We start from the raw sequence: 23,727 nt of genomic DNA on the forward strand, positions 1-23,727 counted from the left end.
CAGACTTGGCTACTGAATTTGGCCGTTGGAGCATGGGCAGATTTGCTTGCTACTGCCGACGCGCGATCCCGGTTGCGATGTGATACCGACGGCTTTCGAAAACTTCGACTTCATCCAGCCACTGTCCGAGGTTGTCACGGTACCACTGTGGCATTCGTGTCACTAAAACCATACGACCGCCGATCCTCAAGGCACGGACAGCAGTCTCGATGAAATGCTTGGCGATGCGGAAGTCCGCATAGTAAGGCGGGTTCGCAATCGCCATGTCAAACTGCCCTGCCCTGTTCCCCAGGTGCCCGTCGTGGTTGAGTTCTGCGACGACGTTGGAAAGTCCATTCAGTTCAGCGCCGCGGCGAGTGCAATCGATGGCTCGCGAGTATGAGTCAATTGCGTACAGGCTGCATGAAGGGTCTCGTTTGGCCAGGGCCAGCGACATTGCTCCGCTGCCGCAACCGATTTCGATGATGTCGCATTCAGGAAAGACTTCGACCACATCCAAAATTTGACGCGCGCCGTTGTCGAACTGTCGATGGGCAAATACGCCTGGACGGGTCACGATCTGAATCAGGTTGCCTTCGTCGCGAAACGCCAGCTGGCACGAATAGTCCTTACGCTTTTTGAGTTCTTTCCTTTTGATCACATAGTAGACGTTCGATTGTTTGAACTTGCGAACTTTGACCGACTTGTTGAACGCCTGCATCTGCTCATACAACCACTTGTCTTTCGGGTTGTTGATCGCAACCACCAGAGCGCCTCCAATCTCCAAATGGTGATAAGCCGTTTGCAGGATCTCGCGGTTCAGTTCTGCCTCGCCGCCCTTCAGCAAAGCCAGGCAGACCAAATCGACTTGCGCAGATTCACTGTCCTTGCCCCAATCCGCGTCGCAGGCGAAATCAAGGTTCGCTGGCGGATCGGAGTAATGCGTTCGTGCGAGCGAACAACGATAACTATCCAAATACCAGGCCGTGACATTTGCGTTTGGCCGGGCGCTGGCAAGCATTTCAGCAGCTTGGGCTCGACCGTTGGAAACGACGACGATGGAGTTTCCCGGCAGTTTGGAAGCGACTTCGTGAAGACATGCTTCGTTGGGCCGGATTTCGACTTTGACTTCAGGCGGAGCGAAGGCTGGATCAGGAGTGCGGTTTGGATCAGTCACGGTTTTGGATTGCGTATTGATTTCAGGTGTTTTCGGCTGGTATTGTAATGGAACAATGGACGATTCAACGCAGACAAATTCAGATTCGCACGAGGAAGAAGACTCCATCGCCGAAGAATTGCGCCGCAAGTATTTGTATCGCAAACTGGTGATTAACGGTGGGATCAAAATGCCCGCAAGGCTGGCGATGAAAATGGTCGGGCCGGATTGTGCGTTTCATCTGTATCGGAATCATCAGCCGGATGAAGAGTAGGGCAGTCTGTCCCAGACTGGTGCCGTGGAACAAGTCTGGGACAGACTTGGCTACTTACTACGGTGGTGAACAAGTCTGAGGCAGGCTTGGCTACTTACTACAGTGCAACAAGTCTGGGACAGGCTTGGCTGCTTTTGTGTTGCTTACTCAAACAGCTTGAAATCATCCGCGTGAACGCGCCCAGATTGATGCTGCAGCACCGCGTTGGCCAGCTCGATCGCCATCCGGGACTCAAGTGCCACGCCGGCGCGAATTGCCACGCACGGATCGTGCCGACCTTTGTCCAGTTGGTAGTCGATCTCCGAAAGGTCCTTGCGAACGCTTTTTTGCGCCGTTGTAATCGTCGACGTTGGCTTGAACGCAACTCGAGCCACGAGAGGACGGCCGGTTGTAATCCCGCCGAGCATTCCGCCGTGGTGATTCGACTTGTATCCGTCGCCGCGAATTGAATCGTTGTTTTCGCTTCCCAGTCGCGTCACGACATCGTTGCCCGACCCTACTTCAACAGCCCGTGCCGCGTGCAAGCCTCCCAACGAACCCATCAGCCTGAGCTTAAGACTGTTGTACAGCGGAGCACCGACGAGTGGCGGAACGTTCACCGCGATGACCTCAACGATTCCGCCAAGCGAATCGCCGCCCTTGCGAGTCTCGATAATCAGCTTGGCAGCCGCGTCTGCGAACTCGGGATCGATGGTGTAGATTTCGGACGCCGCAAGCGACGCTTCCAGGTCGTCAACATCCGTCGCTGATGAATCCTGCGAATCGAAAACATCAGCAAGATGCCTTTTGGATTTCAACGAGCCAACCTGAACGATGTTGGACAGGAAACGGGTCCCAAACGCTTCGGCCAGAAAAGCCCTGGCAATCGAGCCACCGACGACATCGCTGATTGCACTTCGATAGCTGGACCGCCCTCCCCCGCGATAGTCGACAAAGCCCTTGGACTGATGATGCTTCACCAGATCGGTATGCCCGGGCCGGACTTCTCCTTGCGGGCCAGCGAACTGTTGATAGTGGCCGCTCTTTGAAGAAGCCGATCCCACGAACGCCGCGATCGGTTCTCCAGTTGCAAAGCCAGATTTATAGGTCGCAATTTCGGCACCGCCGCCGATGGAGAACGCCGGTCCAGCCAACATCGCGTCGTGGTTTTGGTCGTCGAAAACGCCAGAAGTTAGCACGACCTGATCCGCTTCGTTTCTTGGCGTCCCGTGCTTGTTCGAGCCCGGTCGGCGTCGATTGAGAAAATGTTGAATCTGATCTCGCTCGATCCGAATCCCGGAAGGGCAGCCGAAAGTGATCGTTGTGATTCCGGGACCGTGTGATTCTCCGGCTCCGGCGACTGCGAAAAGTGGACCGCCGAGGATTTCCATCGAAGACCTATAAATGTGTGGTTAAAGTTAAGAGCCGTCATTTTACGAAAATGCTCGCACAATAAGTAGAGCGTTCAGATTGCCAGTCACGGACCGAGTCAGAGACAATTTGTGCCCGAGAGCAATCTACGTCCGAGTATACGCGGTGAACTTGCAAGTCGACCCGGCAGAATCTGATTCAGCCCGGAACGGCAGGTTAAATGAGGATGCTTTAAAGAACGCGACGAATGCATTAGACTTGCGGCTTCGTCTTTCGCCGTGAAATCGCGGCCAAAGTTTCAGGATTTTGATGCATGCCCAAACAGGGCAGCAACCGGAGACCTTCCTTGTCAGAAGCAGATATCGGATTGATTGGGCTTGCCGTAATGGGCGAGAATCTTGTTCTCAATATGGCCAGCCACGACTTCACCGTGGCAGTCTATAACCGTACGACTTCCAAAGTCGACAACTTTATTGAAGGTCGAGCCAGCGGCAAATCGATCATCGGCACGCATTCGCTCGAAGAGCTTTGCAGCAAACTCAAACGGCCGCGCCGCGTCATGATTATGGTCAAAGCCGGAGGTCCGGTTGACGCCGTCATCGCGGGACTGCTGCCGTTTCTCGAAGAAGGCGACATCGTCATCGACGGAGGGAACAGCGAATTCCCCGATTCGGTTCGCCGCACCGAAGACCTGGCTGCGAAAGGTATTCTGTACATTGGAACCGGAGTTTCTGGCGGCGAAGAAGGAGCACTCAAGGGGCCCAGCATTATGCCTGGCGGAAATCCTGAGGCTTGGCCACACGTGAAACCAATCTTTCAGGCGATTAGCGCCAAAACCGACAAAGGCGAACCGTGTTGTGACTGGGTTGGTCGCGGCGGTGCAGGGCACTTTGTGAAGATGGTTCACAACGGCATCGAGTACGGCGACATGCAGATGATCTGCGAAACGTACCAGATGATGAAGAGCGGACTGGGAATGTCCAACGACGAGATGCACGAAGTTTTCGCTCGCTGGAACAACGGCGTGCTTGATAGCTACCTCGTCGAAATCACGCGAGACATTCTTGGCTATCGCGAAGACGACGGATCGGCCACGGTCGATGTCATTCTTGACACAGCAGGGCAAAAGGGAACCGGGAAGTGGACTGCGATTACTGCTCTTGATGTCGGTCAGCCACTGACGCTGATTGGCGAGGCTGTTTTCGCGCGTTGTTTGTCGGCTTTGAAAGACGAACGAGTCGCTGCATCGAAAGTATTGAACGGCCCCGAGGTCAGCTTCGATGGTGACAAAGCGGCTTTCGTGAACGATCTTGAACAGGCTCTTTACGCGTCGAAAATCGTTTCTTACGCACAAGGTTACCAGTTGATGCGAGCGGTTTCCGATGAGCGGGACTGGGAGCTCAACTACGGTGGAATCGCCATGATGTGGCGCGGCGGCTGTATTATTCGCAGCGCGTTTCTGAACAACATTCGCGACGCCTTTGAAAAAGATTCCGGGCTGACGAATTTGCTGTTGGATCCGTTCTTCGAAAAAGCTGTCGAAACGGCTCAGGCTTCATGGCGAAACGTCGTCGCAACCGGCGTCAAGCTTGGTATCCCGTTGCCGGCGATCAGCAGTGCGTTGTGCTATTACGATGGGTACCGGACAGAGCGACTTCCTGCCAATCTGTTGCAGGCTCAACGTGACTACTTCGGTGCTCATACGTACGAGCGATTGGACAAAGAACGCGGTGAGTACTTTCACACCAACTGGACAGGACGCGGCGGGACGACTTCGTCAACGTCGTACAACGTGTAGCACGTTGGTCTGATATCTGCTGACTCGCATGATTTTGTACGAGCAGCACGGTTTGCTTTGTCGAAAGTTTTTCGGGGAAGAATGATCGGGAACGAAGCGTCGGTGAATCATCGACGTCTTTGTTTTTGTCGAGCCACCCGAATTGGTACGGATAGGCGTCGTTGACTTTTGAATATTGGAGAAACGCGATGAATGTAAACGAAGCAATCAAATTGGGCATCGACTGCGCGGACATGATTTGCGGGGCCTATCTCGACGATCTCACCAACGAAGAAGCGATGCAGCGACCTCATTCAGGTTGCAATCATGTGAACTGGCAGATCGGGCACTTGATCGCGTCGGACAACGCGATGTGCAATGGGTGTGTGCCCGGAAGCGTGCCGGCACTCCCGGACGGTTTTGAAGAAAAATACTCGAAAGAAAAAGCTGCCAGCGACAATGCGGATGACTTCATACCCAAAACCGAATTGATGGAAATTTATCGCAACCAGCGGCAGGTCATCAAGGACGTGTTGGCGGGACTGAGTGAAGAGCAATTGAGTGCTGCTTCGCCAGAGAGTTTTCAATCTTATGCTCCAACGGTTGCGTCGTTGTTCAGTATGATTGGGTCGCACTGGTTGATGCACTCCGGCCAGTGGACGGTGTTGCGTCGCGAACTTGGTCGCGAAATCGTGATCTAGTTTGATCGCCAAATCCTGAAAGGACGAATGGATATGAGTACGCGAGACATCGAACCGGTTGTTTTTGTAATCTTTGGTGCGTCGGGCGACCTGACACGAAGGAAGTTGATTCCGGCGATCTACGACCTGTTCAAATGCAAACTGTTGCCAGAAAATTTTGCATTGTTGGGCGTGAGCCGCAGTAAGCTCTCGGACGATGACTTTCGGCAGAAGGCGTTTCTGAACAATGAGTTGTTCGATATCTCGGAGGAGCCCGCCGAAACGGTGGAGGCGTTTGCGAAGCTGCTTTTTTACCAGCCGATTGATACGAATAGTTCCGACGACTATGCCAAAGTGAAATCGCGTCTTGATCAGCTTGATGGTGAATTCAAAACGGCTGGCAATTTCGTATTCTATCTGTCGACTCCTCCCGTTTTGTACGACAAAATTCCGGCGTTTCTTTCCGCGCACGGGCTTAATCGCTGTGAAGGTTCGTTCCGGCGGTTGGTCATCGAGAAACCGTTTGGTTACGACAGCCAGTCCGCCCGAGAGCTCAATAAATCGCTAACGGAGTATTTTCCGGAAGATGAAATCTATCGGATTGACCACTATCTGGGCAAGGAAACGGTTCAAAACCTGTTGGTGACTCGGTTTGCGAATTCTGTTTTCGAGCCGCTGTGGAATCGAAACTATATTCAACATGTACAGATAACTTCTGCGGAACCCATCGGTGTCGGCAATCGAGGTGGATACTACGATGAATCCGGTGCACTCCGCGACATGCTGCAAAACCACTTGATGCAGATCGTAGCGCATATTGCGATGGAGCCGCCAATCTCACCATCTGCCGAGGCAATCCGAGCCGAGAAATCGAAGCTGTTTCAGTCGCTTCGTCCAATCGCCGAATCCGAAGTGGCCAAGTACTGCATCCGAGGCCAATACATGGCGTCAAAGATGCGAGGCGAAATGGTCAAAGGCTATCGCGAAGAGGAAGGCGTGCCGTCAGAATCGAAAACGGAAACATATGCCGCGGTGAAATTTTTCATTGACAACTGGCGTTGGTCGGGAGTCCCGTTTTACATCCGCACCGGCAAGCGACTGCCGACGAAAGTGACCGAAGTTGCGATTACGTTCGATCGTCCACCGCACAAGATTTTTCGAACTGATCAGGATTTGCATCTGGCTCACAACCAGTTGGTGATGCGCATCCAACCAGACGAAGGTCTTCTGCTATCGTTCGGAATGAAAGTCCCAGGTGAAGGTTTCGACGTAAAAAATGTGGGAATGGATTTCCATTACTCTGATTTGGCCGAAGCCGATGTTCCGGAGGCCTATGAGCGTTTGCTGCTGGACTGCATCAAGGGAGATCCAACGCTGTACGCGCATGGCGATAGCGTTGAATACTCGTGGAAATTCGTTGAGCCAATTTTAAAGGCTTGGAAGAACGACGATTCGATTCCTGTCTACGGCTATCCGGCAGGTAGTTGGGGGCCGGAGTTGGCCGACGATCTGATCGAGCCAGCAGAGATTACGTGGCGAAATCCATGTCGAAAACTCACCGAAGACACCAGTTTTTGCGAGCTGTAAACGGATCGTCTGTTTTGCCAGGACGATCTTCCGATTGGTGGTCTTCAACGGAAGAAACACACCGAATTCGTCGCGATGACCACGAATTGGCCGACAAAGATCGTGTTCGCGATCCTGAAAAATATGTTTTTTTGATAGCTGTTTGCCGTTTGATTTCGTTGAAAGAACAGGCCACGACGGTTTCGTGGAATCTTTTCAATAGCATGTCACGGATTGTTTTGCTTCAGAGAAGTCGATTCAATACAGGCGTGTGACTCTGGAGGCTGAGCTGCGATGTCTGCGAACCACTCACGAACCGAGACTTCTTACATCGATCGCAATCAGTTTTTGGATGTGTATCCGATCTGCTCTCGGCTGGTGTCCGAGATTGGACGCGTGTTCATCCGAAGTTGGACCGACGAGCAGGCCAGTCTGCATCGCGAGGAACTGGTTGGCCGTCTGATCGAGTCCGGTGTTTCAAAAGCAAAAGCCGAGATCGCGTGGAAGTTGATCGTACAGGACCATGCGAAGAGCGGTGCTCGTAGCGCGCCGAATTCCGATTCAGTCTCGGCGATGAACCTGAACGTCTCGGCGGCAAACAGTGCCAATGGCAATTCAGAATTTCGCAATTCAGGATCTGGTGCCCAAACTGACGAAAACATTTTTTCGTTTGAGCATGGTCGTTGGGTCGTGCGATATCTTGGTCAGACCATTTATCCTCAAGACATTACCGGCATCAAGTATCTACACTGTCTGATCGCGAATCCGGGCGTAACATTCTCGCCGCAGGAGCTTTACAACGGATTTGGCGGCCGAAAAACGAGGCAACGTCCCAAGGCAATGAGCGCTGGTGATGCGCTACGAACAGGTGTTGGCTTTGAGCCTACCAAGCCCGATGTGCTGATCGATCAACAGGGCAGAAAAGCCATGCTGGCACGACTCGAATCGATCGAATCTGAAATGGCGAATGCGAAACTGGTACCAGACGCGGATTTGATTGAGAAGCTGGTGGCCGAACGGATTGGAATTACAGCGCATCTCCGCAAGGCATTCACTCCTGTGGGGAGCCGCCGCATTCAAGAGCCGGATTTGGTGCGTCGAATGAAAGCAGTCGACATCGCGATCCGCCGCGCCAAAGAAAAGATTCAACGAGCCGGCCACTATGAACTGCTTCGACATCTTAACGATACGGTCGAAGTGAAGGTCAAGTCTGGTTGCCGCTACCACTCGACGGCAGAACCGGTTTGGCGTACCAGTGCCGTCGCGTTCATTGCTCCGAATCAGCCTCGATAGTCGGCGATCGCAACAGTGGGGCAAAGTTGATAAAAAGAACTTGGTTGTTAAACGGTAGGCACAATTTGCGTCTGGCACACCCATGGGCGGCGTCGATCTCTCAGTGTTTCCGCGATCTTCTTGTCGCGAGACAATGTGGCACTTTCGTGCTGTCCTGGTTGAGCAAAGTCATCAAACGATTCCGGCAGCAATTCCCTGGTTTTGGCGACGCTTGCATCGGCTGCCGCATTCCGCGTTAGCCACCGATGTGGGCTTGATTCTTTCCCGCAGCAGCTGCTCGCGTATTGCATTGCTAGCAAATTTCGTTTTCTTCATGTCGCGTGGAATTTGTACGTGGCGCGTGGTGTAGTTCCAGTCGGATGAAGGGCCTGCGACTTGGAGCAGCGCCTGAGTATTGGCGACACGTTGCACAATGGATGTGCGACAGGTTTGGGAAGAGCCGTGGGGAAAATTGAAAGACAGTTGACGGATTCCGACTGTGCAGTTTGGGCGATAAAAGCCATTTGTTTTCAGGCAGGAGTTTCTGTTCCACCAGCGAACACGATTCGACGTCACATCGATCTCGAAGATGGTGGAACGTCGATTCGAGGCGTACGTGATGCGTTGTCGGAGTTCGGTGTCTCCGCGCAACCTGTTCAAGGGCCATCGGATGCGATCGATCAAGCACCATTGCCTGCGATCGCGCTAATTCGCGTCGCAGGTACGCTGCTGCACTACGTCGTCGTGCTCGAAGCGAATCGAAACCGAGTCAAATATTTGGATCCCGGTATCGGCGGAGTAGCCGTCGAGGTTTCTTCCAGCCAGTTTGCCGACGTGTTTACCGGCAGTCTGATTCTGTGCGAACGGAAACCGGACTATGTCGCGGTGGATTTCGGGCAGGAAATCGATGCGAATCGTTTTCTCGTCGGCGCGGTAGCTCACGAGTCCAATGCGGCAACCGCGTTGTGTATCGGAGAGGTATTTCAACTCGCGCTACTGCTGATCGGAATCTTGATGCTAAAGAATTTCTTTAGCAGCTCTTCGTTGGGAACGCCAAACTTCTGGTACTTGGGTGGAATAGCAATCTGCGCTGTTCTTTATCTGTGGATCGGAAAGCTACACCATCTGATCAAAGCTGATGTCAAATCTCGCGCACTACTCTCGTTGTTCAACTTTTCAACGAGCCTGATCGAGCAGCACGAATTCGACCCCAAGAAAGGCCTGCGTCAAGCTTCATCGCGGTGTGTTGGGGCAGTGACTTCGGTTGCGGATTCGTTAACCAATCTAATCTCATTCCCCGGCAATACTGCCAGCCTTCTGTTGTATCTCGGACTCATGGCCTGGTTTGATCTTTATGCAGCCGGGTACGCCACATTGTTGGGCGTTGCGCTAACAGTCTATTGCGTCTGGTTCTCGAGCGCCAGTCGCCGTTCGCATCGAGAAGTTCTCCGTGTCCGAGATCGAAACGAAGCCGGGCTGGCCTTTTTGATGGCCAATGTCGAGCCAGAAAGCAAAGTTGTCACAGACATGCCGTGGTCTCAACTTGCCTATTGCGACGCAGTGGCCAAGTCAGACAACTTTACGTCGCTCGATGGAACCGTTTCCGCCAGTGTGGGGCGAGCAAACCTGATTGCCGGATTGTTAATTGGAGGGTTGCAACACACGACGCTGGGCATGGGGCACACAATGGCGGTGTTTTTTATGCTTAGCATCTACACAAGTATTATCGTCCGCTGGTCCAAGCGTGTCGCTTCGATCCCCGAGTGCCGCTTTCATGTTCGTCGACTGCTTGACTTCCTGTCTGACTTCACCAGTGATTCGCTGCAGTATTCCGTGGTCAGAAACGCGAACCCGAAATCCAGGGTTGGGGCTCCATCGATCACGACGTTGAGCGTTCCGGAATCGAGTGGCAACGAGCTAACAGTTGAAGCAGGAGGTGTGTTGTGAGTCATCATCTTCAGGTCGCCTCAGAATTTTACCGTGTCGCCAGGGGCAAAAAGCCGGCGGGGAAACTACTGATCCAGCTCACGTTCGCAATCCTGATTCTGACGATTTGGGCTTCGCTTACTCCGATCAGTGAAACCGTCTCTCACACGGTAAAGATTGTGCCCAACGCGAGTGGTTTCGAATCATCTGACGGAGCCCTGTTCCCGAATTCATCGACGAGCGGTTCGGTAGCCGAGATGCTTTGTGGCGAACTGGAGTCGGTGCGGAAGGGTGACGTTCTGGCTCGTCTCGATACGCGTGAAATTGCCGCAAAACGGAAGGGCGAACTGCAGAAGATTCAGAACTTCGAACTGGAAATTGAAGCCAAGTCTGTCCAGATTGAATTGGCAGCTGCAACGTTTCGCACACAAAGGGCCGAGCTGCTGGCTCAGCTAAAATCAGAGCAGCAAATCGACAGCAAACGATCCGAAGAACGCTCGATTCAAATTCGTAGCGCGACATCGCAGTCGCAACACTTGGAAAGAGAGTGGGCTCGAGCACAGAAGTTAGCCAGTCGCAACGCAATCTCTCAATCGGAAGCAGCCGCTTTACAGGCTGATTTCGAGAAAGCGAAACAGGATCTTGCAATGGCTCAGCTCCCCATTGCCGACTCAAAGATTGCTGAACTGGAATCCAGAATTGAATCTCTTGTTGCCAGCCATGAAGAACAGGTTCATTCAATCGAAACCGAGCGACTGGGATTGCAAAACAGATTGTCGGCTGCTCGCAATGAAGTCGAGCTACTTGAATTGAGGATTCGGCAGTGCGAAATCGTCGCCCCTTCGGACGGGCAGGTCTCCCAGTGTTCTCTTCGAGTCGGAGACTGGGTTTCGCCCGGGGTCGTCGGCATCACCGTCTCAAAAAATGGCTTTATGGCTGAAACGCTGCTTCCGTCGAGCAAGATCGGGAGCGTTAAAACGGGCGATCCGGCATGCATCGTCGTTGATGGTATCGATTGGCTGGTCAACGGTTCGTTGAAAGCTCGAGTGACCGAAATTTCTCCGGACCTTTATCAGAAGGAAGTCGTTCAGGGAGACGGATCACGGGTCCGCGTGGATGGCTATCGGGTTCGGTTGGAACTGGATGCTGACAGAAATGATTTTGAACGATGGGACAGCATTCGCCTCGGGATGACCGGGATTGTCGAAATCGAAACCGGCCAAAAGAAACTGGCAATTCACCTACTCGAGCAGGCTCTCGGCAACGATTGGCTCTCGGGAAAATGACAAACAAATACCCGTCATCTGCAAGTCGCGTCCGCGAGCGGTTGACTTTTTTCTGGGCGTATAAAATAAGGTGCTCTATGAACTCTACGACCACAAACGATGGCTTGAATACGAATTCAGGCAACAGTGCTTTCGTCCCCATGACCGAATCGCAGATGGAATCCACCAAAGCCGGTACTGATTGGGTGGAGTGGTTTATCGAAACAGCGGAAGAAGTTGGCAATGATGTTACTGCGATCTACGACCACTTTGTGGCGCAACTGGTTCCTCTCGACGTCAACAATATTCCCTGGGAGGACTTGTTGATGGAAATGCAGAACCACGGGTTTGTCTACCCGGATCCAAACGAAGGAGATCCAACTCTTACCGACGACGGAACCTGGTAGTCCTTTCCGGAGGAGTGGTCTGCTGCTAGTAGCGAACGCGATTCTTGTTCGTGTTCGCTATCTGCACGGCAGTCAAATTAATTCGAATGATTTTGCAGAGCTGACGATGTTCCGAGGATCCAGCGGCTTCAATTGGCTTGATCAAGTTAAGGATGTCGTCAATCTTGTGCAGGTCAATGTCGGCGACGGAATACTGTCGCAAAGATTTCAGAATCGAAAGTTGTTCGGACGGGCTACTGGTTTGTCCCAGTCGTCGAACCAGAATTAGCGGGTCTACGTCAAAACGGGAAATCGTGTCGATAATCCGCCGCTTTAGCGTGTCCGTGTCTGGTGATCCGAGAATTTTCCAAACGCCGAGATCTTCGTCGTGACGGAGGGCATAGCAAAATGCATTGGCCAGCGTTTGTTCGCGTTTGACAAACTCTGCTGTTTCAAGCTCATAGTGCCACACGGAACCAACTCTGGGGCGTCCACGAACCGTTTTTCCCAAAACTATGGATACCGGAAAAAATCCGCGTTCGAACCTTGCGCATTCGGCGGCATGAGCCAATGGAGAACGCAATTCAACAAAACGCGATTCGCACATCGATGCATGAGTGCTCCACGCGGACGATCGGATGGGTTGCTCGATTTCATGAAGTAGCGGTACGACAGTCGGAAGGTTAAGAGTTGATTGAAACTCGACCCATTTCGCGTACCTTCGTCTCAGCGATGGTTTCAGCACGAGAGACTCTTGCACCAGTTTGGATTTGAGTTGACCGAGAACCTTGGCGTCCTTGGACGATTGTTCGCCAGTGATTGCAATGGCCTGGGAAACTGAACTGGTTGCCAGTGCGAGAGCGTAGTACTCCGCCCACGGCGTCACGAATGTTGCTGAGGGGTTCGCCTCGACGAATTCGATTCTTGTTTTTACAAAGTCAATAAACTCAGTGACGTCCCGCGATTGCCAAAATTCCATTTCAGCATTAAGAGAACCGTTGATGGCGCGTGCAACGCTGTAATTCAAATACGGACGGGTGCCGTTTTTGACCGCGAAATTCATTTTTCTGGTCAGCACAGCTTTCGAATAGTGCGCGTTGACCATGTCGCCAGATCTTGTGAACGAAAGCGTTCGAGTGAGTTCGTCTTGCCACGTTCCTTCTTCCGAAGCGTTCTTTTGAAAATGGTCTGACGATCGATCGAAGCGCCGCAACGTGTAGTAGGCTTCGGCTTTCAAGTTCTCGGCGGCTTCGAGTCTGTTGGCCAATCGAGGATCCGGAACGTCCTCTTCGCCTGGTGCGCAGGCATTAAGGATCATTTCACCAACCCGAATCTTCTCTTGCTCGCGAGAAACCAGTGGTTGAAAAGTGTGATCATTGTGCACGCTCACATCGACCAGCAGAGGAGTGTCCTCAAGATAGTAAGACTCAATGTCCTTTCCAATAACGCTGTAGTTCGGGTCAAATTTTTGTGACCACGCTGGATCAAAAAGCTGAGGGATTTTTTCCGCGAGCAACATCTGACGGGCCTTACCGTAAGGATTCTTCTCCCGCGACCAGACCGCCACCAACAGGGGGTCCTCGTCATTGGAATTCAGGCCGTCGCAAACATCTACCAGGTTCATGTTTTCTCTGGACTTCATCGCCAGAAAATCGGTCGGCGAAAGATCCCAGGAAATCTTCCAGTCCGAAGTGCTTCGGTGCCAGATCGCAGCGACGAAGGTGTTGTTGAGTTTGTCCTTCCAGGGCCGTACGTTGACCGGGCAATAGCGATACTCTCGAAGCTCTTCGCATGTCTTTTTGAATTCGCCCAGCCTCATTTGCGGACAATAAGCATAACGCGGAGTCATTGATCCATTGAGCGAATCGAAACGTTCGGCATACTCCTCTGGAGCGGCAGGCCAAAGCCGTTCAATTCCGGCGTCGTGCGATCGCGAAATCAGATTGACCAGCCGTTTTCTAAGCTGTTCATCAATCGGTTCGAGCAGATCATCTTCCCCATCGCCGAACGCAAGTTCGACGAGGACATAGAGTTCGTCCGCATCCGCAGTGATTATGCTGTTCCGAAAAATTTCCCGATACTCAGGATGCAAATCCGCGAGGATGATCGCGTACCTGAGTCCTTCAGCAGAGATTTCATCGACCGGTTGGCTTTCGTCGAAAGCGGTTTGAACCGCATCCAGGCACCGGTCTGGCGCAAATGAAGACATCGAGTCAAACACCGATCTCACTTCCGGGATCGGCGCTTCTCTAACGGCTGCAACCGTTTCCTGCACCCTCGCATCCAAACTTGATTCGCGAACACGGTACTGGGTGAATGCGAGGATGATCGCAATCGCAGCAAACGCGTATCCATACTTGAGCAATCGTTTGGATGCCGCGGTCATCAAGCTGGATTCCGAATCAGACCAATAACCTTTATCAGTCCACATTCGGAACTTGGCGAATCGAACAGGGCCGGGAAGGTTCCTCGCAGAAGGTTGAGCAGTCCAAATCCTTGCTTGCCGAGCCAGTTGAAGCTCGCAATTTTCCCGAGTCGATAACTTCCGCGTCCGGGAAGCGTCCTGCAACAGAAACTCAGCCGGCAGGACGTCGATTGCAGCTTGAAGCTCGTTTGCGAAATCGTTGGCGGTCGGAAAACGATCTTCCGGGTGTTTTTTGAGCGCACGGAAGCACACGTTTTCCAGTTCGACTGTCGCGAGGTTATTCTTGATCTGTCGCGGCGGTTTCACCGGCTGTTTGAGAATGTCGCGGCGAGTGTCTTCCTTGGTTTCACCATGAAAAGGAAGCCGTTTGGCGACGACAAGATAAAGGATCACTCCCAGTGACCAAACATCCGTACGTCCATCCAGATCTTCGTTCTCGCCGCGAACCTGTTCTGGCGACATAAACGCCGTTGTCCCGGCACGTTCTCCACTTTTCCTACGCTGTATGTTTTCGTGAAGCGCCAATCCGTAATCAAGAATTCGGGGCTCGCCATCAAGCCCAATAATGATGTTGTCGGGCTTGATGTCGCGATGGGCAAAACCAGCCTGATGAATCTCGTGCACCGCTTTGGCAGTTCGAACCAGAATTCGCAGTACCTCGACCAGCGAGTGTTGATCCGTCGCCAAAGTCTTGTAAAGCGACTCGCCTTTGATGAACTCCATCGCCACCCATGGTCGACCGTCATCGTCTTCGCCAACGTCAAAAACTTTTGGAATCGCGGGGTGATCGATGCGAGAAAGAACATTGGCTTCATTAACAATGCACTCAAGATACCGGGAATCTTCGACGACTACGTCGGGACGCAGAACTTTCAGTGCAACGGCTTGATTAATCTCCGGATCATGCGCCAGAAAAACAGCCGAAAAACCGCCGGCGCCCAATGGCGAAATGATCCTGAAGCGGCTGATAAAATCGCCAACAGAAACCGGTTCCATTGGCGAATGCGAAACGGGCAGCGATGAAGTCTCAGAATCGTCGCCCCGATTCCTCGCGAAAACCTTAACGATCTCATTCGAGAATTCGGGGAACTGACGGAAATAGTCGCCTATGCTGTTACTGGAACGACTCGCAAGGTCATGGTGAGTTTCCAAACGAAGCAGTTCGTAGAAAAGCTCTGATTGGTCATCTTCGTGCACCAGTTGAATCCAGTTTGCGATTTCAACCTGCTGGCCTTGCTTCAACATCAACTCAAACTGTTCACAGATATCATCGATTTGTTTGAGAGCTCGAAGTCGACTGTTACTCATCCTGTGACCATGCCTCTCTGACGAAACTGAGGTAGCGTTGAACCGTCGGCAGCGACACGCCTGTCTTTGCAGCAATTTCTTTAAGCGTAAAGCCTTGTAAGCGAAGCTTGACTACGTCGACCATTTTCTCGGGAAGTTGACTCAATCGATATCGACTTTCGTCCGCCACCATCGCCGCAAATTCAGGCGTCGGTTCCGCACCCGGGAAACTGTCGATGTGATTGACTTCGAAACTGTCGTTGGTCGAGTTGATCGTCTGGGTCGCCTCTTGCCGCAGGCGATCAACGCCCTTCCGCGAACGTCGAATCTGATCGATCGACTTGCGCGTCGCAATTTTCGTAAGCAAACGCCAGAGGTCGTGGCGACTTGAAATATTTGGATAGACACCTTCTTTGATTTTGCGAAAGCAGACTTCACAGGTGTCGATCAGGACGTCCTCCTCGTCACTGACCTCCGTACGCGAAGACTCCAGTTTTTGGCAGATAATCGCGGTCAGGCGTTGCAGATAAAACGGCCACAATTTGTCACAAGCGGAACTGTGGCCGTTCCTCAATTGGGTGATCCAGTCCGTTACCGAAGAATTCATTTCCATGTTGATCAGTTTCTTTTGGAAAAAGACGAATGCAAAATAGGTTTACTGACCAGTTTCAGTGATACAGTTCGTTTTAAACTATGGGGCTGCGGCGCCAAGTGCGTGATTTTTGCAACTCCGATTGTATTTGCCGAGCAACTCCAAGTGTCGGGTTGTGTTCAATTTGCACATATAAATCTGTTGAAGAAATCAAAACCGGAGGAATTTGGCTGTTGGAACACCGGTTTCAGAGCCATGGGTGGTAGATGAACCAACGCAAAAACGATGATGAAATTCTAAACGAGTTCGAATCGTACAGGCGATCTCCACGGACCTCTTTGCACGAATTTATCAGGCGGTGCGACCCAGTTGCCAGTTCTGATTTGCAACTCAAGCTGTTGGTGCGCGACTTAAGGTTGAGGTTGATGGCTGGGCAGTTTCCAACGGCCTTTAACTATGAGAAGCACTTTCCCCACTTTGCCAAAGACATTGATAAGGTTGTCGTTTCCACAGTGATAAGCATCGCGAATGGTTCGATGCCGGTCGAGGAGTGTTTTGGAGATCTGCCACGCCAGATCCATGGCTACGACGTTCTGCACAATGTGGGGCGCGACTGGGTAAGCGTGCACTACGACGCGATTCAAAGTTCGTTGCAACGTAAAGTCAGGTTGCGGGTGCTGCTTTTTCCAACCGAGGACACGTTGTCTCGGGCTTCTTTGGTGGCAAAACTTGAGCATCCAAATTGCGAGTCGATTGTCGACGTATTTCAAACAGATTCAGCGTTCGTCATTGCGAGTCAGCTCGAGACGGGTAGCTCGATCGCAGAGATTATGGTCGAGCGGCTGGATTCCATCACTTCTCGGCAAATCGTTCAATGGATTCGGGGCGCTGCAGAAGCTTTGTTGGAGATGCATCGCCGTGACATCGCCCATCTTTCGGTTTCACCCAGTAAAATTCTGTCGCGATTCAACGGCGAAGCTGTGTTGATCAATCCGTTGTTCGAACAACCGCTTGAGAGGGTCGACGGCGTTCTTTCAGATGATCTCTGCCAACAATTGCCGTTCCCCTATCGAAGTATCCGGAAGGCCACAGATTCGTCGATCGATCATGTTCGCGAAGACACCATCGCGTTGGGCCTTGTCTTGTTTCAGCTGCTCACGAAATTGCCGCTGGAGAACTTCTATCTGAATCCACCACTTCCTGAAGAGTCGATGCGGCTGAAAAAGCTTATCGCCGATCAGCTAAACTATTCTTCTTCTATCGATCCGACCTTGAAAGCGCTTTGTTTGCGTTCCACGCTTGGCGTGATCAACGACTTCGCTCCTTGCAGTCTGCTGGAACTTCGAAACGAACTCCACGATTGGGAGCGGCGTTTCGACGTGCTGCAGTGTCGCAAGTCAGAAGCTAATGACAGTCATTCTCCCAAGGGATCGCGGAGAAAGTCCGTCACACGGGGTTTCCCGTGGTTTTCAGGCTAGTAAAGTGAAGGGCACAGGTTAGTGCCGCAGCGCAAACACCAAAGTCTACCCACCAATGTCGCAGTCGGATCTCGGTCACTTATTTGAATCGTTCTGAGCACAATTATCACCTTTTGCTACGGCAATTTGAGGAACGAAATCGCAACGGCGAACGCGTGTCTCCACTGCAGTTTGTAGGGGAGCTTGATACCGTTCCCACGCCGGCGTTTCAGCTCGAAGTCATCGCCGTCGATATCGAACTGGAGCTAACTCGTGGCGTGAAACCCCCGCTGCAAAAGTATCTCAGTGATTTTCCGTATCTCGGTGACGAAATCCCCGACGTTTACGCGGACGTGGTCGAAGCATTTATCAGGAACTTCTGTCCCGTTCGAAGTAGTCTTGGTGGACTTAAGAGCACGCCGGAATATGACATCGGCGAAGAGATCGATCGCGGCGGAATGGGAGTCGTTTATTCAGCCGTTCAGAAATCCATCAATCGACGGGTCGCGTTGAAAGTTCTCTTCCTGGCGCGTGAAGATATATTCACAGAAGCCAGAAAGGCCGCTGTTCTTAACCACCGAAACATTTGCCGAATCTACGATGCCGGAAAGATCGGTGAGTTCCCGTTTATGGCGATGCAGTTTGTGCAGGGGCAAACGCTCAAGCGAACGCTATCTCAAAACAGGCTGTCTGTCGAGGACGCGATCTGCGTCATTGTGCAGGTCGCGGATGCGCTTGCGACGGCGCATCGGTCCAATCTCGTACACTTTGATGTCAAGCCAGAGAACATCGTGACCGGCGTGACGGGTCACGCGTGGTTGATGGATTTCGGCGTGGCAAAGAAACGCTCCGAGATCTTTTCGGATGCGACGCGTTTGCAACCTGTGTCGCCAGTCTATTGCGCGCCGGAGCAGTTGAGTCTGCAATATGGTGAACGAGGATTTCGCTCGGACATCTACAGTCTCGGTCTGGTCCTGTATGAGCTTGTCACTGGGCGTCGAGCCTATGACGGTGACCTAAGTCAGATTATTGATCAGTTGAAACACGATCCGCCACGCCGCCCTACCGATTACGACTCAAGAATTCCGGCTGAGTTGGAGGCGATCTGTTTGAAAGCGATTCAAAAGCAACCAGGAGACCGGTTTGGTTCTATGTTGGAGTTCCGTAATAGTTTGACCGCGTTTGCGTTGAAATCGAACATCGACATCCACAGAGCCATCGTTTCGACCACGACCTAAACTCTTTCTGGCGACTGCGAGCATCGGCGCGGAAGGGGAGGCGTGTTTATCGCATCAAGTCACGCAAGTTTGATTCGAAGGATATCAAAGCTGCTTTTTTCTGTTCCATGCGATGCTGTTCCCGCTGTTCTGCTTCCGTGATTTGATTCTTGAGCCGGAATGAACCCTCAAGAGTCAGCAAAACCGCATCGGTCAACTTCTTCGCATCGACTGGTTTGTGGACGATCGAATCGGCGCCGTTTCGAATGATCGCTTCCTGTTCCGCTTCTTCTGTGTTGGAGGTAACAGCAACGATCGGAATGGTTCTGAGGTGTTCGAAAGTCCGAATCAGCTTGATCAGAAACTTGCCGCTGACTTCCGGCATGTTGATGTCCGTCAAGATGATGCTCGGCGTCACAAATCGAAGCGTCTCGATCGCTTCGACCGAATCGCTAAACGCAAAAATGTTCGAGAATCCAGCTTCGGCGAGGTAGACCGAAAAGATTTCCAGGATGATTGGTTCATCGTCGATCAGAAAAATCTTGGCCGATTCCTTCTGCTCCTGGGTTAACAACCTCGAACAGTCTTGTTCGTTCGAGTCGTCTGTGGGTTGGGAATTTTGCTGCTTACTCATCATCCGTTCCTGTTGATCTGGGGATCTGAGACCAAAGCTAGGTTGTCAAAAGTGAACGAGCGCGAAAACATCCAGGGGTTTACCTCGAAGAGAGTCCATTTAAGGGCAAACCCTCGACTGGAACTGGTCTCAAACCCACCGCGTCCATGCAGATTGCGAAGTAAGTTTCTTTGAAAGCGGCTCCAGATGAAATTCTGAAATGAGCTCTGGGCCGAACGTGTTTTAGAGAAAGAAAGTCAATGTCGTCGCCAGTCGAAATTGAACGAGCCAACTGTCACATCTTCATGATCGACGACGAAGAGATCGTGTTGCAAATGTACAGCGAGTATCTACGCGAGTCCGGCTTCAGGAATCTACACGCGTTTACGCGAGCTTCCGACGCGATCAACATGTTGCGATGTTTGCGGCCTGACGTCATCTTGACCGACATTCACATGCCGGACGTTGATGGAAGCGTGTTGACGCAGTTGGTCCGCGAGTTTGAGCACCTTGAGGCGATTCCTCTGGTCGCGATCACTGCTGATGGGCGTAAGGAAACAGCTGTCGAGATCATCGACAGTGGCGCCAATGCGGTGCTGATCAAGCCCGTTACGCCGGACGAGCTATTGGGGCAGCTGGCGCTGGTGCTCGACGGTGCGCCTCAAGCTGAATTGAGCTGAGAGCCTGCGGCGGAAGCCTGCCGAACTCCGGGCTGCGCAATTAAAGCGGAATCACCGTCATGTCGCTGAGGTGTTCAATCTCGATCGAGATCAAGCTTTCCAGCACGTCACCGAACTCCGGCCGATGGTGCGGATTCTTCGAAAGCATCTTTCGAACCAACCGATAGAGCGGTCTTGGGCACAGAGGTTGTCGAATCATCAAGTCCACGTTGGACTGTTGTCGAACGGCTTGTTTGATCGAATCCAGCGTTGACCCACTGTATGGCGTCTCCAGGGTCAACGACTGATAGATCAACGCTCCCAGCGAATAAACGTCGCTCGCCGTGCTTGCCCGATAGCCATCCGCGAAGCATTCCGGGGCCATATAGCGGGCCGCCTGAATCTGGTCGTGCGGCAGCCAAACCCGTTCGCCGATCCCGTGAGACTGTGACCAACCGATGAGTTTGACCCGCCCAGTTCTACCCAGAAGAACGTGGGACGGGTCGAGCCCAAGATAAACGCGTCCGCACTGATGTCCTGCATGGATGCCTTCGGCGACCTGCCTTAGAACCCACATCAGTCGGTTGATGGCCACTTGCTGAGCCGAAGCGAAAAAACGATCGAGCGATCTGCCATAGACCCACGGCTGAACCAGAAAGAATGGAGTCTTGTCCAGTTCAGCGTCCAGCAATCGAATCACGGCGTTGTGCATGATGGCTTCGGTCGCAAACGCTTCTCGACCCAACCGGTCGATCGCTTTTTGTTTGTCCGCGTGCGGCAACGTCGGGTTGATCGTTTTGATGACGTAGTCAAAATCGGAATCGATGGAAAGCGTCTTCGGGCGAGCACGATAGATTTCGTACCAACGACCTCCGGTGACTTGCGGCCCAAGCTTCCAGCAGGAGATGGTGTTCTCCTGGTCATCAAGTTGAGTCCTCGTGAGCGTCATGAACGAATCGTGTCTGTCTATGGGAGTAGTGGCCTCGGTTTCTATACCAGCATTATTCGGCACGCGAATCGCTTCGTTAGAATGCGACCGCAAATAGTCTGATGGTTCCATTGCTTCTCTCAACGCTGATCGTTCCGCCTGAAAGGGTTTGCAAAAAAGCCTAAACCGAGCTCGGGGATGTCTCTGAAGCGACGGACCTGATATTCTTTCAGGCTACGACAAACAATCGATACAAAAGGAACTTACTTGATGGCCATTGATGAACGATTGAGCGAACTTGGTCTCGAACTGCCGCCTGCTCCCAACGCCGTCGCGGTATACAAACCGTCGCTGATTGTCGGCGATCTTTGTTTTACGTCCGGTCACCTGCCGGTTAACACTGACGGAAGTTTGCATCTTGGTTGCGTTGGTCGTGATGTCGATCAGGACGCGGGCTACGCGGCGGCCAAACAAGCAGGGTTGGCCATTCTGGCCACACTCAAATCGGAACTCGGTTCGTTGGATCGCATCTCTCGAATCGTCAAACTCTTCGGGATGGTCAATTGCACGCCTGAGTTCACTCAACAGCCTGCGGTCGTTAACGGTTGTAGCGAACTGATGCGAGAAGTTTTCGGTGAAGATGTCGGCGTCGGCACGCGTAGCGCCGTTGGTGTTGCGGCATTGCCGTTGGGAGTTGTCGTTGAAATTGAAGCAATCGTCGAAGTCAAAGCATAAGCGTCACGACCATGAGCATTTTTGATCACGAGTACGAACTGCCAGAAGGATTGTCATCGCGTCTGGATTTGGTCCTGCGACGGATCCAGTTTACCCGTCGCTATACGCTGCTGTTGCTGGACGACCTCGATGAAGCGGATTGGTACTGGAGTCCGGATTCTTACACGACGCATATTGCCTGGCAGGTCGGCCACATCGCGATGTCCCACTACGGGCTGACCTTGTTTCGGCAGCGAGGCCGCGCGGAAGTCGATTCAAAGCTGATGTCGGGTAAATTTCGCAAACGGTTTATGAAAGGCACCGTTCCGACGAGCGCTGCCGCCGACTATCCGTCGCCAGGCGAAATCCTTGAAGTCCTCGAACGTGTGTATCAGCAAACGCTGACGGAAATCGCTTCGTTTGAGGATCATCTGGACGACCCGGTGGATGCTCCACACGCAGCGTTCGCGACCAAGTTTGGCAGTTTGCTGTTTGCCTCCGACCATGAAATGCTGCACGCCGGCCAGATCGGAATGCTCCGTCGGCTGATGGGCAAAGAACCACTTCGCTAGAGTGATCTGCCTGGAAAACTAGCGCGTTCTTCTAGAGGCAGTTTCAAAACCTTGTGGCTGCGGCGTCTCGCCGCAGTTAATACCAAAAATACTGCGGCGAGACGCCGCAGCTACGACCAGGTGATCAGATTTGAAACTGGCTCTAGGTTCCAGCCTTGATGACAGGCTTGTCCGGTGCTTCCGTTCCCTCTTTCGGAGTCGCCGAAGCTTTGGTGTGGCCCTTCTTGAGTTTCGCTTTGAGTTCAGAAAAGTCATCGGCGTCGAGCTTCAGTCGTTCAACCAAGTCGTCGACCAAAGGCAGTTTCTCGATGTCGGAAACCACGTGTTTGCCGTTCTGGTCGATAACCATCAACGTTGGAAACGCACCTACGCCAAAATGGTCGGCCAGTTTTCCTTCGGGGTCGACCAGATTCGGCCACTGAATGTCGTTCGATTCGCAAAACTTTTTCACCGGCGCCAGACTGTCGACAGCGATGCCAACGATTTCGACTCCGTGATCTTTAAACGATTCGCGAATCAACTTCAGCGACGGCATCGCTTCCACACAGGGACCGCACCAAGTTCCCCAAAAATCCAGCACGACAATTTTGCCTTTCAAATCCGAAAGCGCAAACGCTTTGCCGTTGATCGTTTTGCCGCTGAAAGACGGATCGTCCAGTATCTTCGGCGGAGCCATCGGACCGCCCTGCCCTTCGACCGACGCGATGAATTCTTTCATCCTGGCTTCGGTCCGTTTCTCGTCGACGCCGTCGTACATCCATTGATCGCTCTGTTTCTTCAAACGAACAACCTGAGCCGGTCCTTCGACGAGAATTCCACTGTCCCCACCTTCGGTCAACGGTTTCATGGTCACATCGATGTACAGGAAACCGTCTGCCGTTTCGACCTGTGCAAAGTCACCGATCGCCGGATGGAAATGAAACGGAGAACCAGACTGGGCCTTCCAGATTGCATCGATGATCTCCCATGAGTTTCCTGTCGCTTTCAGTTTCTTGTAGGCTTCCTCGGTCTCGCCAACAAACATCATGCGGGCGATCTCGTCAAGTTTGTACTTTTCCTTGACGCCGTCGATTTTCTGAATCAGATCTTTGAGCTCCTGCGGAATCTCGTCAAAGTCGCCTTCCGACATTTCGTTGCTGATCGCCAGAGAGAAGCAGATCTCCTGCATCAGCGATTTCTGTCCGTTATCGGTTGCCAGACCTTTTAATTCTTCCCACTTGGATTCCTTCAGTTTTGCCCCAAACTGCTTCAATGACTTTTTTGCGGCGACGATATCCGGACTGTCCTTAACCGCGGCCTCGCTGTTGGCGTCTGCCTGGCCAAAGGCGAATGTCGCGCAGACAATGGTTAGCAAGATTGCAGAGAAAGCTGAGTGGTTCATTTTCATCGAGGGCTCCGTAATTCTATTTCGTCGGTTCGTCCGCAATCCAGGGCCAGACACGGCACCGTTCGGTTGAGCGAGGCGACATTGGCGGCACTCACGAATGCCGAACAGCACCTAGTGTTTCCGCTCGGCGTAGTCCCGGCAATAGCAGTTCCGGCACGGATGGGATTCAGTTCGAAGCGATTCCAAATTCGTGACGGCCAATGCAATCAATGTTGCCCGCGCAGCAGTTGATATCTGTTAAAAAG

At 52.4% G+C, this 23,727-nt stretch carries 20 protein-coding genes; 13 read left to right on the forward strand and 7 right to left on the reverse strand.

Annotated elements, in window-relative coordinates; all coding sequences use genetic code 11:
- Positions 1-49: 49 nt before the first annotated feature.
- Positions 50-1,156, reverse strand: a complete 1,107-nt coding sequence (locus MFFC18_RS07730; RefSeq protein WP_075085438.1) for a class I SAM-dependent methyltransferase — start codon at positions 1,154-1,156, stop codon at positions 50-52.
- Between the two features lie 55 nt (positions 1,157-1,211).
- On the opposite strand from MFFC18_RS07730, the gene MFFC18_RS24855 reads away from it, so the two are divergent.
- A complete protein-coding gene (locus tag MFFC18_RS24855; RefSeq protein WP_075085439.1) occupies positions 1,212-1,409 on the forward strand; it encodes a hypothetical protein in 198 nt (65 codons plus the stop codon).
- Between the two features lie 143 nt (positions 1,410-1,552).
- Here the strand turns inward: MFFC18_RS24855 and MFFC18_RS07735 are convergent, their stop codons facing one another.
- Complete coding sequence (locus tag MFFC18_RS07735) at positions 1,553-2,779, reverse strand: chorismate synthase (RefSeq protein WP_075085440.1); 1,227 nt, start codon at positions 2,777-2,779, stop codon at positions 1,553-1,555.
- Positions 2,780-3,105: 326 nt separating this feature from the next.
- Here MFFC18_RS07735 and gnd point away from each other — a divergent pair, with 326 nt between their 5' ends.
- The 7 genes from gnd (at position 3,106) to MFFC18_RS07770 (ending at position 11,652) form a co-directional block, all read left to right on the forward strand.
- Complete coding sequence (gene gnd, locus MFFC18_RS07740) at positions 3,106-4,557, forward strand: decarboxylating NADP(+)-dependent phosphogluconate dehydrogenase (protein ID WP_202907562.1); 1,452 nt, start codon at positions 3,106-3,108, stop codon at positions 4,555-4,557.
- 188 nt (positions 4,558-4,745) lie between these two features.
- On the forward strand, positions 4,746-5,237 hold the full coding sequence (locus MFFC18_RS07745) for a DinB family protein (RefSeq protein ID WP_075085442.1): 492 nt from the start codon (positions 4,746-4,748) through the stop codon (positions 5,235-5,237).
- Between the two features lie 33 nt (positions 5,238-5,270).
- Positions 5,271-6,803, forward strand: coding sequence for a glucose-6-phosphate dehydrogenase (zwf, locus tag MFFC18_RS07750; protein WP_202907563.1), 1,533 nt, complete (start codon positions 5,271-5,273; stop codon positions 6,801-6,803).
- Between the two features lie 273 nt (positions 6,804-7,076).
- The gene (locus MFFC18_RS07755; RefSeq protein WP_075085445.1) at positions 7,077-8,075 is read left to right on the forward strand and encodes a hypothetical protein; all 999 of its coding nucleotides are present in this window, start codon (positions 7,077-7,079) and stop codon (positions 8,073-8,075) included.
- Positions 8,076-8,516: 441 nt separating this feature from the next.
- Positions 8,517-10,001, forward strand: a complete 1,485-nt coding sequence (locus tag MFFC18_RS07760; RefSeq protein ID WP_157665197.1) for a cysteine peptidase family C39 domain-containing protein — start codon at positions 8,517-8,519, stop codon at positions 9,999-10,001.
- Positions 9,998-11,266 carry an HlyD family secretion protein gene (locus tag MFFC18_RS07765; protein ID WP_075085448.1) on the forward strand — a complete coding sequence of 423 codons (1,269 nt, stop codon included), beginning with the start codon at positions 9,998-10,000 and terminating at the stop codon, positions 11,264-11,266. Before MFFC18_RS07760 ends, MFFC18_RS07765 begins: the two co-directional genes overlap by 4 nt.
- A 77-nt stretch (positions 11,267-11,343) precedes the next feature.
- Positions 11,344-11,652, forward strand: a complete 309-nt coding sequence (locus MFFC18_RS07770) for a cupin domain-containing protein (RefSeq protein ID WP_075085449.1) — start codon at positions 11,344-11,346, stop codon at positions 11,650-11,652.
- 25 nt (positions 11,653-11,677) lie between these two features.
- Here MFFC18_RS07770 and MFFC18_RS07775 read toward each other — a convergent pair whose 3' ends face one another.
- Both MFFC18_RS07775 and MFFC18_RS07780 read right to left on the reverse strand, forming a co-directional pair.
- Positions 11,678-15,364: a serine/threonine protein kinase gene (locus tag MFFC18_RS07775; protein ID WP_075085450.1), complete on the reverse strand. Its 3,687-nt coding sequence runs from the start codon at positions 15,362-15,364 to the stop codon at positions 11,678-11,680.
- The gene (locus MFFC18_RS07780) at positions 15,357-15,956 is read right to left on the reverse strand and encodes an ECF-type sigma factor (protein WP_075085451.1); all 600 of its coding nucleotides are present in this window, start codon (positions 15,954-15,956) and stop codon (positions 15,357-15,359) included. Before MFFC18_RS07780 ends, MFFC18_RS07775 begins: the two co-directional genes overlap by 8 nt.
- A gap of 404 nt (positions 15,957-16,360) precedes the next feature.
- Between MFFC18_RS07780 and MFFC18_RS07785 the strand changes: the two genes are divergently transcribed.
- Together MFFC18_RS07785 and MFFC18_RS07790 are read left to right on the forward strand one after the other, a co-directional pair.
- Positions 16,361-17,413 carry a serine/threonine-protein kinase gene (locus tag MFFC18_RS07785; RefSeq protein ID WP_148618702.1) on the forward strand — a complete coding sequence of 351 codons (1,053 nt, stop codon included), beginning with the start codon at positions 16,361-16,363 and terminating at the stop codon, positions 17,411-17,413.
- Positions 17,414-17,568: 155 nt separating this feature from the next.
- Positions 17,569-18,630 (forward strand): serine/threonine-protein kinase, encoded by a 1,062-nt coding sequence (locus MFFC18_RS07790; protein WP_148618703.1) that lies wholly within the window; start codon positions 17,569-17,571, stop codon positions 18,628-18,630.
- Positions 18,631-18,676: 46 nt separating this feature from the next.
- Here MFFC18_RS07790 and MFFC18_RS07795 read toward each other — a convergent pair whose 3' ends face one another.
- Positions 18,677-19,243, reverse strand: coding sequence for a response regulator (locus tag MFFC18_RS07795; protein WP_075085454.1), 567 nt, complete (start codon positions 19,241-19,243; stop codon positions 18,677-18,679).
- A gap of 239 nt (positions 19,244-19,482) precedes the next feature.
- Here MFFC18_RS07795 and MFFC18_RS07800 point away from each other — a divergent pair, with 239 nt between their 5' ends.
- Entirely contained in the window at positions 19,483-19,902 is a 420-nt protein-coding gene (locus tag MFFC18_RS07800) for a response regulator (RefSeq protein WP_075085455.1), read from the forward strand.
- 40 nt (positions 19,903-19,942) lie between these two features.
- On the opposite strand, the gene MFFC18_RS07805 is transcribed toward MFFC18_RS07800, so the two are convergent.
- On the reverse strand, positions 19,943-20,830 hold the full coding sequence (locus tag MFFC18_RS07805) for a serine/threonine protein kinase (protein ID WP_075085456.1): 888 nt from the start codon (positions 20,828-20,830) through the stop codon (positions 19,943-19,945).
- A gap of 249 nt (positions 20,831-21,079) precedes the next feature.
- Between MFFC18_RS07805 and MFFC18_RS07810 the strand changes: the two genes are divergently transcribed.
- Complete coding sequence (locus tag MFFC18_RS07810) at positions 21,080-21,544, forward strand: RidA family protein (RefSeq protein ID WP_075085639.1); 465 nt, start codon at positions 21,080-21,082, stop codon at positions 21,542-21,544.
- Between the two features lie 11 nt (positions 21,545-21,555).
- Positions 21,556-22,095 carry a DinB family protein gene (locus MFFC18_RS07815; protein WP_075085457.1) on the forward strand — a complete coding sequence of 180 codons (540 nt, stop codon included), beginning with the start codon at positions 21,556-21,558 and terminating at the stop codon, positions 22,093-22,095.
- 142 nt (positions 22,096-22,237) lie between these two features.
- On the opposite strand, the gene MFFC18_RS07820 is transcribed toward MFFC18_RS07815, so the two are convergent.
- Positions 22,238-23,482, reverse strand: coding sequence for a peroxiredoxin family protein (locus MFFC18_RS07820; protein ID WP_075085458.1), 1,245 nt, complete (start codon positions 23,480-23,482; stop codon positions 22,238-22,240).
- Between the last annotated feature and the right edge of the window lie 245 nt (positions 23,483-23,727).

It is taken from the genome of Mariniblastus fucicola (assembly GCF_008087665.1).
In the GTDB taxonomy this organism is placed as follows: Bacteria; Planctomycetota; Planctomycetia; order Pirellulales; family Pirellulaceae; genus Mariniblastus; species Mariniblastus fucicola.

Excerpts from the sequence above, each read along its gene's own strand:
- MFFC18_RS07815 (WP_075085457.1), top strand. The coding sequence starts at position 21,556 with ATGAGCATTTTTGATCACGAGTACGAACTGCCAGAAGGATTGTCATCG.
- MFFC18_RS07795 (WP_075085454.1), bottom strand. The coding sequence starts at position 19,243 with ATGAGTAAGCAGCAAAATTCCCAACCCACAGACGACTCGAACGAACAA.
- MFFC18_RS07800 (WP_075085455.1), top strand. The coding sequence starts at position 19,483 with ATGTCGTCGCCAGTCGAAATTGAACGAGCCAACTGTCACATCTTCATG.
- MFFC18_RS24855 (WP_075085439.1), top strand. The coding sequence starts at position 1,212 with ATGGACGATTCAACGCAGACAAATTCAGATTCGCACGAGGAAGAAGAC.
- MFFC18_RS07820 (WP_075085458.1), bottom strand. The coding sequence starts at position 23,482 with ATGAAAATGAACCACTCAGCTTTCTCTGCAATCTTGCTAACCATTGTC.
- MFFC18_RS07735 (WP_075085440.1), bottom strand. The coding sequence starts at position 2,779 with ATGGAAATCCTCGGCGGTCCACTTTTCGCAGTCGCCGGAGCCGGAGAA.
- MFFC18_RS07755 (WP_075085445.1), top strand. The coding sequence starts at position 7,077 with ATGTCTGCGAACCACTCACGAACCGAGACTTCTTACATCGATCGCAAT.
- MFFC18_RS07745 (WP_075085442.1), top strand. The coding sequence starts at position 4,746 with ATGAATGTAAACGAAGCAATCAAATTGGGCATCGACTGCGCGGACATG.
- MFFC18_RS07780 (WP_075085451.1), bottom strand. The coding sequence starts at position 15,956 with ATGGAAATGAATTCTTCGGTAACGGACTGGATCACCCAATTGAGGAAC.
- MFFC18_RS07775 (WP_075085450.1), bottom strand. The coding sequence starts at position 15,364 with ATGAGTAACAGTCGACTTCGAGCTCTCAAACAAATCGATGATATCTGT.
- MFFC18_RS07810 (WP_075085639.1), top strand. The coding sequence starts at position 21,080 with ATGGCCATTGATGAACGATTGAGCGAACTTGGTCTCGAACTGCCGCCT.
- MFFC18_RS07770 (WP_075085449.1), top strand. The coding sequence starts at position 11,344 with ATGAACTCTACGACCACAAACGATGGCTTGAATACGAATTCAGGCAAC.
- MFFC18_RS07785 (WP_148618702.1), top strand. The coding sequence starts at position 16,361 with ATGGCTGGGCAGTTTCCAACGGCCTTTAACTATGAGAAGCACTTTCCC.
- zwf (WP_202907563.1), top strand. The coding sequence starts at position 5,271 with ATGAGTACGCGAGACATCGAACCGGTTGTTTTTGTAATCTTTGGTGCG.
- MFFC18_RS07805 (WP_075085456.1), bottom strand. The coding sequence starts at position 20,830 with ATGACGCTCACGAGGACTCAACTTGATGACCAGGAGAACACCATCTCC.